The 12,435-nt window shown below is 48.3% G+C and carries 7 protein-coding genes; 1 reads left to right on the top strand and 6 read right to left on the bottom strand.

The genetic code is table 11. The annotated features are described in order from the left end of the window. Positions 1-63: 63 nt before the first annotated feature. The 6 genes from ACW73I_RS02440 to dnaA form a co-directional block, all read right to left on the bottom strand. On the bottom strand, positions 64-2,730 hold the full coding sequence (locus ACW73I_RS02440) for an AAA family ATPase (protein ID WP_458027619.1): 2,667 nt from the start codon (positions 2,728-2,730) through the stop codon (positions 64-66). Positions 2,731-2,809: 79 nt separating this feature from the next. Next, a complete protein-coding gene (locus tag ACW73I_RS02445) occupies positions 2,810-5,074 on the bottom strand; it encodes an nSTAND3 domain-containing NTPase (RefSeq protein WP_458027620.1) in 2,265 nt (754 codons plus the stop codon). A 395-nt stretch (positions 5,075-5,469) separates the two neighbouring features. Next, positions 5,470-7,875 carry a DNA topoisomerase (ATP-hydrolyzing) subunit B gene (gyrB, locus tag ACW73I_RS02450; RefSeq protein WP_458027621.1) on the bottom strand — a complete coding sequence of 802 codons (2,406 nt, stop codon included), beginning with the start codon at positions 7,873-7,875 and terminating at the stop codon, positions 5,470-5,472. Positions 7,876-7,977: 102 nt separating this feature from the next. Next, positions 7,978-9,063 carry a DNA replication/repair protein RecF gene (recF, locus tag ACW73I_RS02455; protein ID WP_458027622.1) on the bottom strand — a complete coding sequence of 362 codons (1,086 nt, stop codon included), beginning with the start codon at positions 9,061-9,063 and terminating at the stop codon, positions 7,978-7,980. A 5-nt stretch (positions 9,064-9,068) separates the two neighbouring features. Beyond that, entirely contained in the window at positions 9,069-10,172 is a 1,104-nt protein-coding gene (dnaN, locus tag ACW73I_RS02460; RefSeq protein WP_458027623.1) for a DNA polymerase III subunit beta, read from the bottom strand. A gap of 188 nt (positions 10,173-10,360) precedes the next feature. Further along, positions 10,361-11,677: a chromosomal replication initiator protein DnaA gene (gene dnaA, locus ACW73I_RS02465; protein WP_458027624.1), complete on the bottom strand. Its 1,317-nt coding sequence runs from the start codon at positions 11,675-11,677 to the stop codon at positions 10,361-10,363. A 131-nt stretch (positions 11,678-11,808) separates the two neighbouring features. On the opposite strand from dnaA, the gene gmk reads away from it, so the two are divergent. Beyond that, positions 11,809-12,423 (top strand): guanylate kinase, encoded by a 615-nt coding sequence (gmk, locus tag ACW73I_RS02470; RefSeq protein ID WP_458027625.1) that lies wholly within the window; start codon positions 11,809-11,811, stop codon positions 12,421-12,423. Positions 12,424-12,435 lie beyond the last annotated feature (12 nt).

The raw sequence follows: 12,435 nt of genomic DNA on the forward strand, positions 1-12,435 counted from the left end.
AAACCAAAACTGCTTAAATGTGTTAGGGCCAAAAACTAAGTGACACAATGCGTTCATGAGAGCCTATTTTCCGATTCGCAAGTCAAGCCGGTCTAAATCCTCGAGAGTCTGGATTACGGACTCCACCACCTCGCCGTCAAAATCATCACGCTCTGCCTCCTCATGGGTGCCTTTGTTGAGATAGGTCCACACGAGATTGGTTGCCGGAATGCCCAAAATGCGGTCGTAGGCCACCATTAACTGTTCCTTATTGGCGTGATTGAAGGTCTTTGTATCTTTCAGCTTTTTCGCCAATGCTTCGCATAGATTTCGTAGCCCAGGCTCGGCACCAATCCCCGCGAGCTGCAAGCTCAAGAGACCATGATCGTGACTGCCAAGCCAACGCCAGACCTTCTCCGACAGCATCTCCAACGCTTGGCGCGACGCAGCTAAGGCTTCACGGTCATTCAAAGCGTCCCGAGCCGATTTTGCCTTGGCTATGTAGTTTGCGCTGGGAATGTTGCCCCTCACCCTGGGCTGATAGTCGCCATCGTGATGACGGAACAAATAGACTTGGCACCCGTTACGGCGCTGCGCCGGTAGGTGTTGTTGAATATCCTTGATGAACTCGTTGCTGTGACAAGTCACGATGAGCTGGGTTTGCGCAAAGTGATCGCTCTCGAAGATGGTTTCGCGGATGCCGCCTCTGTGATCGTGGTCGATGGCATTAATGGCATCGTCAAAAACGATCACGGGACACCTAATGTTCTTTGCTTTCGCTAACAAGATCGCCAAGCCGAGACATCGGATATGCCCTTCACTGAGCACATGGAGCGCATCCACACGCCTGCCCGGATTACCTCGGAAGGATATTTTGATCTTCCCGTCACCCGTCAAGGGAAGATAGAGAGCCGACAGCTTGTCCTCATCCCGATCGTTCCGATTGAAAGAGTTGTAAAGGTCCATGGCAGCTTCGTTGAGCCCAGCCATAAGCTGACCTGGAAGCTGATCTCGGTACTTCCTAAGTTCTTCAAGGAAGTAGTCATAAGCCGCCTTGATCGGGGTATCACGTTCTATGTCGAGCTTTTCTTGGTCTGCTTGTTGAATCAATAAGGCGTTGGTCTCATCAAAAGCCGTAATCCTGGTATTGGCGGCGTCAATGGTGTCTCGCAATTGCTGCCGCTTTATGTCCTGGGCCTGCACCTTGAGCTGGAATTCGCTTAGACGCTTTCGTTCCTCGATGTGCGGTTGCCGTTCCTGCTGGGCTTGTTGTGAAGCATCGTCCTGCGCAGTAATGCGATCGGCCAGTACCAGCAGTTCTTCTAGTAACAGGATTTTTGGCTCAGTCGCGGGCTGATGCGGATAGATGGTCGCCCACCAGCAATCCCCCGGTTCTATGGGAAGATGCAATAGGTATTGTCCGATTGGCGTTTCTTGCTCATTCTGAGCGACAACGAAACCTGAAAGGAGCCCAAGCATCTGCCACAGCTCGCGTGATGCGTCGCGGACCTTGGCCTGTGCATCTTTCTGCTGTTCTTGTAACTGGCTCAGCTCCTTAAGCTGACTTAACCCTACTGCCGCCTTATCATAGGGATTGACCGCAACGTGTGTCGGACCATCCAGGAGAGTATCGCAGGCAGGGCAGCGATCTCCCACAGTTTGCCGCAGCGCAAGGACAGAGTCATAAAGGTTCTTGAAGGATACCTGGTCGCTCCGAGCGCGAAGCGCGACAGTAAGGCCGTTCAATTCGTCATCACATGCGTGAGCGTTGTCGAAGGCATCTAGAAGACCTTGGCGTGTCACCCCAATGATGTTGGCTGGTACTGCTTCCAGAAGCGCCTCAAGCTCTTGAAGGCGCCCAGGGGCTTCGGTAGTGCCAATCAACTGCTTGAGTCTTTCATATGTGATACCAGCAGCGTATTCCTGTGCCAATACAGCTTCTTCATCGACCAATCGCTGAAACGCAGCAACTTCTCCATCGACTGTCCGTTGGTCAATGGTCAGCGCCTCCCTGCGTCCCGCCAAGTCGGCTTGCTTCTCCCCGCGCAGCACGAGTTGGCCATCAATGCTCTCATTGAAATGGCTCACGAACTCATTGAACTGATCCATGCCAAACAGCGTGGCAATCAGTTCGGCGCGTTGCGCATTGGGCCGTGCCGCGATGCGAGAAAAGGCGTCTATCCGATTCTTCTCTATGAAGCAAAACCGATAGGTATCTGGATTCACTGCCACATTAACTTCATTGCCTTGGTGGTCAGTTGCCTTTAGCAGTGGCGCATCAAAACGCTGGGCGTGAACGTTCATGAGATATGTGTCAGCGGCAATGCGTTTGGTGCCAGCCTCCTCGACATCTCCCAGGAGGGCGTACTCTAGTCCTTCGCACAAACTAGTTTTGCCACTCCCATTGGGGCCATAGAAAAGAACGATTTGCTTGGTCAGATCAAAGGGCTCTGGCACCCGAAATCCTCTGAATGGGCCAAGTGTGAGGTGCCGCAGTTGAATCCAGGGCCATGCCGTCCCAATTGGTTCGGCTGCCACGGCGGGCGCTACATCCTCAATGTGGGCCAACTCTTGTCGTATCAATCCGGCGAGATAGCTGGATCGTTGACTCCGCTGCCGCGAGGTCTCAGCCAGCGCATCGAAATTGGCCAGCGAGAGAGTTGCAAGGCGTCGAACATTAACCGGAACCTGGTTCTCCGGTTTATAGAGCCACCGTACAAATCTCTCGAAATCCTGTCTTGCAGAGGCCATGTTTACTCCATGTTCATATTCAATTGCCGAAAAGTTAATTCACCAAGTGCTGCAAAAGCGATAGACGACGGCGTGGACATCATTCGTCTATATCATCAAAAATACTACGACTGCCATCAGGGCTTGCAATCTGTTCATCAAGTGTGATTTCTCGCGAAACCGAGCTATCCTCTTCTGTCGAATTTTCGTTTATCCACTCTTGAACCTGCAAACGTTCTCTTTTGATGATGTTACTGATACGCCGACTCTGAGGATATGCCTCCTCGATCGTATCGAGCAACTGTGTGAAACGCCTCATGTGCCATTCAGGGTCATCATCCGAAGCACGGCTTGATTGATGTTCAAGACGCACTTCCTCGATACGGGGCAGCACTTCTGTTCGTACCTCCTCCTGTAGTCTGCTAAGTTCCTTGTCGTTCAACAGGGAACGCAACTGCGGATCGCTCAGTACACTAGCGTCTTCGCCAGTGAGAGCGTACTCACAGACAGTTTCGACCAAAGTTCTACGCGCGTCTTCGGATAGGAGACCGAGCTTGAACAACCGAATAGCAAGGTCGACTTCGACGGAATAGTCCAAATAAAGCGTGGGCTTAAGGATAGACTCAATCAATTTACGGTCGGCCGCGAGATACGCCTTCAGGAATTGCTTGCTGCACCGTCTAGCCAGGAATCCTAGCAACTCTCGCCGAGCCCCCCATCCAGACATCCATTCAGTCTTATACGCAGAACTCGATTTATACGCCACAAGACGCTCGATCACGAGGGCAAACAAGGAACTCGGCAGCACAACGGCACCTTCAATGTCCACGTCTCCGCAAGTTATTTGGCGCATCAGCTTTTCGATGTCGCTACCGCGTACATAGATCCCAAGCAGCTCCGGATTCCCTCGAAGCATTTCAGAGTAAGCATCGCCAATTGTCGGGTGTTTGAAGGTCCAAAAGGACTCTCCGTCAGAGGTAATATGTACAGCTAGACTACCTCGCAGCGCTTCGAGTGCTGTCGTACACGCACCCAGATCGCTATCCAATCGTCTCAGGGCCTCATCTTCAGCGTCCGTCAATGAAATCGGACTTGGCAAGCGTCCGTTGGACATATAAATCAACGCTAGTGCCGCCTTGCTGTCTGTGTCGAGTTCCTTACAAATATCCATGAGGAATCGCTCGCGCTTTTCGACAAAATTCGCCAAGCTCCATTCGGACAAGTATAAATTCTTGGTGAAAAAGGGATCTGCCAGTCTCCTGGCAATCTCTGGTATGAATCTATTGTGTTTCGCCACAGATTCCAAATATGGTTTCACGGCAGCACGAAACTCACGGGGCTGCTTTCCAAGCTTCAGGTGGTTGTAGAGTATCTGTCGCCGCTCGTCCACCGAAAGATCATGGACATCAATGACAACTTGGCTCTCCTGGAACATAGGAAAGGCTCCTTCCTTCAAATCCTTCCTCGCACGGTTATAAATATAGTCACGTGATGTCATCACCACACAGTTACCTTGGAGAAGTATCGTCTTCACCTCGTTAATTATGTGGTTCCAACCTGAGACAAGAGGACTTTCGTACTGAGTCACACCGAAGGCATCGTCGATCCAAAATAGCTGGGACTTCTCATTAGGATTCCAATGCTCTACGACGGACTTCGGATCCGACAGCTTCACCACGGATGCGCCCCACTGATCAGCAGATGACATTGCAAGTAACGAGGCAATGGTCGTCTTTCCTGACGCCGGCTCTCCAACGAGCAGCACGAAATGATTTGCGTCAAGCGCTTTCGCTGCTTTTCGATAGGATTCCGTCAGAACAACCTTAGCCAGATCTTCGCGCATAGATTCAAGAACCGCAGTAGCCTGGGCATATGCTCGTTCATCTAGGATTTGGCTTAAGTCCCCGAGACCGTAAACTCGTGGAACCATCATTCTTAAGCGCTTACTCTCACGAATCTGGTCTTCCAGCCAAGTGACGCCTAATATCAGAATGTCCTTGACGCCAGCTGCTTTGAACTTCTCCTTTAGCTTCAGTTCAGTTTCGCCGGAAATGCCGGCGTTCGTCATCAAAATGTAGACATCGCACTCGTTCTTGCTAACTAACCGCCCGGCCTTGACAACTTCCTCTTCGAGTTCTGATGGTTTGAGAGCGTAATCAGCGCGAGCAGTGAACTTACATTGGATAACAAACCGACCAGAAAGCGACTCACCGTCCTGTTGGCTCCAGATACCTGAAAACGCTCCATCTCGACCACCGTCGTTCGTGTCGAGAAAGGACTGGACAGTTTGACCGAGAACCTCTCGCGACACGGACAAGCACAGTTGTTGGAAGCTGTGCCAACCTAATGTGTGAAGATGAAACATGAAAATCCCAGATCCTTTGTTGTGATGAAGACATAGCTAATATCATGCGACAGGTAATGCCTCGATTGACGGCATTGAATTACGTGGCTCTATGGTAGGAAACGATCGATTTTTGCCGCTTAACAAAATTCGTCTAGAACTGGGCGAAAACTGCAAGCGTGTCAAAAAATGCGTTGCCTGATGCAATGCTTGCTTTTGCCCTGTTTTCATTCTGACAACAAATATCATTTGTTCCAACTCAATAAAAAACCAGATTCCTATAAGGTCATCTGGTTTTCTAAGGTTTTAGTGAAAACTTAACAGCTGGTGAAATAGCAATATTTTTTCACTATCTATGTCACTATTTTTTCACTAATTTGGCACACTTTTCACTAATTGTGGCATCCGACACATGACTAAACATCCAAATTCGCCACATCCAGTGCGTTCTTAACGATGAAGTCCCGGCGCGGCTCGACGATATCGCCCATCAACGTGGTAAAGATTTCGTCGGCGCCGATGGCGTCTTGTATGGTCACTTGCAGCAGGCGGCGGCTGTTGGCGTCCAGCGTGGTTTCCCACAGTTGATCCGGATTCATCTCACCCAAACCTTTATAGCGTTGGATGTGCTGGCCTTTTTTGACTTCCTTCATCATCCATTCGAATGCTTCCTTGAAATTGGGTACCGGCTGTTCGCGTTCGCCCATGCGCATCACGGAATCCGGCCCGAACAGGCTCAGGGTTTGCCCCGAGTAATGAGCGATTTTTTGGTAATCCGGGCCGTCGAAGAAGGTGGCGTGCAGCACGAAGGTCTTGGTAATACCGTGCAGTCGCTTGCTAATGGTCACGTCGAAATCGTCACCGTCGCTGTATTGGATGTTGGTATTGAATACGGCTTTGTGATTGCCTGTATTCAATGCGTGTTCCATTTGCATGAACCAAGCCGTCAACATATCTTTACTGGCTTTAATGTCGTCGTTCAAAGGCGGCATGTAGGTCATTTGCTCAAGGTATAGATCATCGTAGCGTCTCGCTAGGCGATTGATGACCGCGGTGACTTCTGCAAATTCGGTAGCCAATTTCTCCAGGCCTTGGCCTTGAATGACCGGCGTATCGGCATCGGTTTGCAGTTGGGCTTTGTCCAACGCCAGTTGGATTAAATATTGGTTTAATGCGATATCGTCTTTGACGTAATGTTCCTGCTTGCCTTTTTTGACTTTGTAGAGCGGCGGTTGAGCGATATAGATATAGCCTCTTTCGACCAATTCCGGCAGCTGCCGGTAAAAGAAGGTTAACAACAAAGTCCGAATGTGCGAACCGTCCACGTCGGCATCGGTCATGATGATGATGCGGTGATAACGCAGTTTATCGATATTGTATTCGTCCTTGCCGATACCGCAGCCTAATGCAGTAATTAAGGTGCCTACCTCTTCGGACGAAATCATTTTGTCGAAGCGGGCCTTTTCGACATTCAGGATTTTGCCTTTTAAAGGCAGTATCGCTTGAGTGCGGCGGTCGCGGCCTTGTTTAGCAGAGCCGCCCGCCGAGTCCCCTTCCACGATGAATAATTCGGACAAGGCCGGATCTTTTTCCTGGCAGTCGGCCAGTTTGCCTGGAAGACCAGCGATATCGAGCGTGGTCTTTCTCCTAGTCATTTCTCGGGCTTTTCTGGCCGCCTCACGCGCACGAGCCGCATCGATAATTTTGTTGGCAATAACCTTAGCCACTTGCGGCTGTTCCAACAAAAACTCCTGTAGCTTTTCGCTCATGGTAGATTCAACCAAAGGTTTGACTTCGGACGAGACTAGTTTTTCTTTGGTTTGCGAAGAAAACTTGGGATCCGGTACCTTGACCGATAGCACGGCTGTTAAGCCTTCGCGAGCGTCGTCTCCGGTCGTGGCGACTTTTTCTTTTTTTGCCAGGCCGTTGCCTTCTATGTATTGATTGATAGTGCGCGTTAATGCAGCACGGAAGCCCGCCAAATGGGTGCCGCCGTCTCGCTGAGGGATGTTATTGGTATAGCAGAATACGTTTTCCTGATAGGAATCGTTCCATTGCATGGCTACTTCGACCGTGACACCTTCTTTTTCAGCCTGGAAGTGGAAAACTTTTTCGAACAACGGCGTTTTGTTTTTATTCAGATGCTGCACAAACGCGCTGATCCCACCTTCAAACTCGAACACATCTTCTTTTCCGCTTCGTTCGTCGCTTAGGGAAATCCTTACACCGGAATTCAAGAATGACAATTCGCGCAAACGTTTGGCCAATATGTCGTATTGGAAGTCAATATTGGTAAAGATAGTCGGGCTGGGTTTGAAGTTAATGTAAGTGCCACTGCCTTCGGCTTCACCGACGATCCCCATCGGCGCGACCGGCTCTCCCAGTACATATTTCTGCATGTACAAGTTGCCGTTCTTGCGGATTTTTAAGGTCAGCTCTTCGGATAAGGCATTCACGACCGAAACCCCTACCCCATGCAAGCCGCCCGAAACCTTATAGGCATTGTCGTCAAACTTCCCGCCGGCATGTAGCACAGTCATAATCACTTCAGCGGCCGACCGGCCTTCCTCGGCATGAATATCCACGGGAATGCCGCGTCCGTCATCGGATACCGAAACCGAACCGTCTTCATGGATTACCACATCAACGCCTTTGCAATAACCCGCCAAAGCTTCATCTATGGAGTTATCGACTACCTCGAATACCATGTGGTGCAAACCGGAACCGTCGTCGGTATCGCCTATGTACATGCCAGGCCGCTTTCTAACGGCATCCAGTCCTTTAAGTACTGTGATATTCGAACTATCGTATTGCTCACTCATGGTTTTATTCCAATGTTGGTGTTGTACACCAAAGCCGTATCAACTTTTGCGTGCCTGACAAAAGAGTTTTAAGAGACGTGCTTGATGTGTGTTTTTGATGTTTCACGTGGAACTCGAAACCGGTTTTATAAAACCGTGTTTCACGTGGAACACTTTATAATTTTCAACAGCGCTCAAGTCGCCGAAGTCGGCTAATTCGGTACTGCTCATGAATACCTGACAACCGATGCCAGCCAGATATTTTAACAATTTTGCTTTGTTTAAAGTATCCAATTCAGCTGTTAAATCATCGATCAAAATACAGCAATTGTTCTGCGCCTCGCGATTCACTAAATTCACTTGCGACAACATTAAAGCCAGGACCAACAATTTCTGTTGGCCTCGCGACAGATAATCTTTGGCCAATTTGTTATTGTGAAACGTCAAAAAATCCGCCCGGTGCGGACCGCTGTGAGTAAAGCCGTATCGCAGATCTTTTTCCTTGTCTTGCATCAAGACTTGCTCCAACGTCTGTTTTTCATCCCAGCCGCAACTAAAGCGAAGTTCGATTTGCTTCGTTTCCAAGAATTGTCCGGCCATTTCCAAAACAATCGGCTGTAACAGTTCGGCGTATTCTTTTCGAAATTCATTCACTCTAACGCCGTGCTCTATTAGCTCTTTATCCCAAGCCGCTAATTGTTTGACTTGCCGCGTTTTTAACAAAGCATTGCGTTGCTGCAGCGCCTTACTATATCGGCGCCAATTCGAAAGAAAACTCCGGTTATGGTTAAAAATCCCCCAGTCTAGAAATTCCCGTCGATTTTGCGGGCCGGCATCCAGCAAACGATAACTTTTCGGATGAATCAGTTGCACGGGCAATGCATAGGCTAAATCGGCCCTTTGCCGGTTTTCCCGGTCAATGCGAATTTCGGTTTGTTTGTTATCGATTTGTATACCGATATTGCTAAGCGACCCGCCCGGCTGACTTACTTGTGCTGAAACGATCATTTGAGCTTGCTCGAAACCGATCGCTTGTTTTATATGGTGGGTACGAAAGGAGCGTGCTCTTCCTAAAATGAAGATGGCTTCCAATAGCGAACTTTTGCCGCTGGCGTTGGCGCCTATGACGAAGTTGATACCCGGCGCCGGCTGTAGACAAGCTGACTGGATGTTTCTAACACCGAACACATCCACTTTCAACAGCGTCATGAAGTTTACATCTTCATTGGCATGACGATGAATTTGAACAAGGGCTGATCGGGTTCTTCAATAAAACAACTGCTAGCGTTACTGGCTATGGTCATCACCGCTAATTCGGTATCCAGATTCGAAACCGCATCCAGCATGTATTGAGCATTGAAAGAAATACTCAAGGGCTGGCCTTGGTAATCTACAATCATTTCCTCTTCGGCTTCGTCATGCTCGGGATTGTGAGTACTGAGCTTTAATTCATCGCCCGAAATATGAAATGTCACACCCTTGTATTTTTCATTCGACAGAATGGCAACCCGGGTCAGCGCATCACGCAACACTTGTTTTTGAACCAACAACGGATTCATGAAGGACTGATTGAATACCTTGCTAAAGTCCGGAAACTTGGCGTCAATCAACTTAGACGAAAACACCACATTCTTATAATGGATTTGGATGTAGTTATTGGAAAATTGAATATCTACTTCGGCATCGACATCATCCAATAGACGGCTTAATTCCTGCACGGCTTTTCTCGGTAAAATGATGCGCGCTTCATAACCGGTCGCTTGACCTATATCGTCTTCGAATATTGATAAGCGGTGTCCGTCGGAGGCCACTAACTTCAAGCGGGAATTGCTGATGTGCAGCAACAAGCCATTCAAGTAATAGCGTACGTCTTGATTAGCCATACAAAAGACGGTCTTATCCAAGCCTTTCTTGAATTTGCCGGCGTTCAACAAGAACTGATAACTGCATTCAGATACATTGAATTCCGGATAATTTTCTGCCGGTAGCGTTGTCAATGAAAACCGGCTGCGCCCCGAGGTTAATTTGACTTTATCTTCATGTAATTCGAATCTGATTTCGACGCCGCTCGGTAATAAACGGCAAATATCTAAAAACTTACGAGCAGGTACCGTAATTTCGCCTTCGTCGGCTACCGATTCAAGATTGAGCCTGCTGACAATCTGAATCTCGGTGTCCGAACCCGTCATGACTAAGCAGCCGTCATGAACTTGCACCAGCACATTGCCAAGAATAACCATGGTTTGCCGTTTTTCGATAACACTGACTATTTGCTGCAGCGGGGCTAATAACTGATCTCTGCTAATAGTAAATTTCATATAAATATTTTAAGTTATTGTTACTACTATATTAACGATAATCTGTGGAAAACACGGCTTATCGCTTAAAAATCATTCGTTTAGTTGGCTATTAACATTGTTGCTCGTCGCCAATAAAACGTGTTGCAGATCTGTGGATAACGTGAACGTCCGAAAATGTCCTCAGCTTATCCCCAGTTTATTTGCAATTAATGCGATAAAGTTCTCAACAGGTTTTTATAGTCTTCGGCGATTTTGACATCGTCCTCCTTCAACTCCGCAATACGTTTGCAGGCGTTGATCACCGTAGTATGGTCACGTCCGCCAAAGGCATCGCCGATTTCCGGATAACTGTGCGACGTTAACTCACGGGCCAGCGTCATCGCGATTTGCCTCGGCCGGGTTAATGATTGCTTACGGCTTTTCGACGATAAGTCCGCAACCCGAATCTTGAAATACTCGGCCACCGTTTTCTGTATGTTATCGATGCTGACCAATTTATCTTGCAGACTGATCAAATCGTGCAGGGCTTCTTTGGTGAATTCCAAGGTAATTTCCCGCCCGGTGAATTGCGAATTCGCGATTACTCGGCGTAAGGCACCCTCCAAGTCTCGAACATTGGATGGAATCCGCTTGGCGATGAAGAAGGCTATTTCCTGATTCAAGGTCACGCCGGCCTGTAGCGCTTTTTTGATTAAAATCGCGGTACGAGTCTCCAAGTCCGGCGGCTCTATTGCGACGGGTAAGCCCCAACTGAAGCGGGACTTAAGCCGGTCTTCCAAGCCTTGTATTTCTTTCGGATATTTATCGCAGGTTAAGACCACTTGATGTTTTTGGTCCAACAAATTGTTGAAGGTGTGGAAAAACTCTTCCTGCGAACGTTCTTTACCGGCTAAAAATTGGATGTCGTCCATCAACAGCACATCAATGTTCCTGTAATACTCTTTAAAATAGTTGATGCTGTTCTGTTGCAGGGCTTTAACCATGTCCTGCACGAATTTTTCCGAATGCAGGTAAACGATGTTGGCGTCCGGTCTTTGATGCAGTACGCCGTTACCGATGGCATGCATCAAATGGGTTTTACCTAACCCAGAGGCGCCGTATATAAATAGCGGATTGTAAACTTTGCCGATGTTGTCGGCGACGGTCACCGATGCCGCCCTCGCCAATTGATTGGACTTACCTTCGACGAAGCTCTCAAAAGTAAAAGCCTTATTCAAAAAGTTCGGCTGGTTCTTCTTTTGAACGACGGTTTTTTGTAAAGTCGGCGCTTTGATTGCAGGCGCTTTCCTGCTGCCGATCTCGAAATGCACGGCTAAGGTCGCGTTCGAAAACTCGTTGACTACATCTTCAATAGTGCCGAAAAAGTGTTGTTTGATATGGTCGATAATAAATCGGTTCGGCGCCAACAATTTCAATTGGCTTTCGCTTTCTACCGCTTGCAGCGGTCTTATCCAGGTACTGAAATCGTTGGTGGGAATTTCGTGTTCAAGTTTGGCCAGACAATTATTCCAAATAGCGCTCATCGGCATTCATAGATGGGGTTGGAAAGGCTGCTCATGATACCACAGCACCGTGCCTGCTCGGTTTTTTGGCTTGACTCTTCAGCCCGAACAGAAAAGAATGGTAGTTGCACTGATAAAACCTTCAAACTCAAATGATTACAGGTAAACTTTATATCATCTCAGCGCCGTCCGGAGCCGGCAAAACCAGCTTAGTGAAACAACTCAAAGCCGACATGGATAAACTGGTGGTGTCCGTATCGCATACCACACGGGACAAGCGCAAAGGAGAAGTCGACGGCAGCGATTATTTCTTCGTTTCGGTCGACGAATTCAAAGCCATGATAGAAACCCAAGCATTTTTAGAACATGCCCAAGTGTTCGATAATTATTATGGTACCGCGCAAAAAACGGTCGAAAACAATCTAGCGCAAGGACTGGATGTAATTTTGGAAATCGACTGGCAAGGCGCGCAGCAAGTTAGAAAAATGCTGCCGGATAGCATCTCCATTTTCATTCTGCCGCCATCGATCGCGGTCTTGAAACAACGTCTGCAAAATCGTGGCCAGGACAATGATCAAACAATTGATCGACGCATGCGTGATGCAGTTACCGAAATGAGCCACTATCCCGAGTTCGATTATTTAATTGTCAACAATGATTTCAATGTGGCATTGGATCAATTGAAAAGCATTGTTACCGCCAACCGTTTATTACAAGATACGCAGCAAAAGGTTTTAGCTCCCTTACTGCAAGATTTACTTAACTAAAACTATAACTAT

This window comes from Methylomonas sp. MgM2 (assembly GCF_054172045.1).

What these genes read in the sequence shown, in the direction of transcription:
- gyrB (WP_458027621.1), bottom strand. Translation starts at nt 7,875, where the DNA reads ATGAGTGAGCAATACGATAGTTCGAATATCACAGTACTTAAAGGACTG.
- dnaN (WP_458027623.1), bottom strand. Translation starts at nt 10,172, where the DNA reads ATGAAATTTACTATTAGCAGAGATCAGTTATTAGCCCCGCTGCAGCAA.
- gmk (WP_458027625.1), top strand. Translation starts at nt 11,809, where the DNA reads ATGATTACAGGTAAACTTTATATCATCTCAGCGCCGTCCGGAGCCGGC.
- ACW73I_RS02445 (WP_458027620.1), bottom strand. Translation starts at nt 5,074, where the DNA reads ATGTTTCATCTTCACACATTAGGTTGGCACAGCTTCCAACAACTGTGC.
- dnaA (WP_458027624.1), bottom strand. Translation starts at nt 11,677, where the DNA reads ATGAGCGCTATTTGGAATAATTGTCTGGCCAAACTTGAACACGAAATT.
- ACW73I_RS02440 (WP_458027619.1), bottom strand. Translation starts at nt 2,730, where the DNA reads ATGGCCTCTGCAAGACAGGATTTCGAGAGATTTGTACGGTGGCTCTAT.
- recF (WP_458027622.1), bottom strand. Translation starts at nt 9,063, where the DNA reads ATGACGCTGTTGAAAGTGGATGTGTTCGGTGTTAGAAACATCCAGTCA.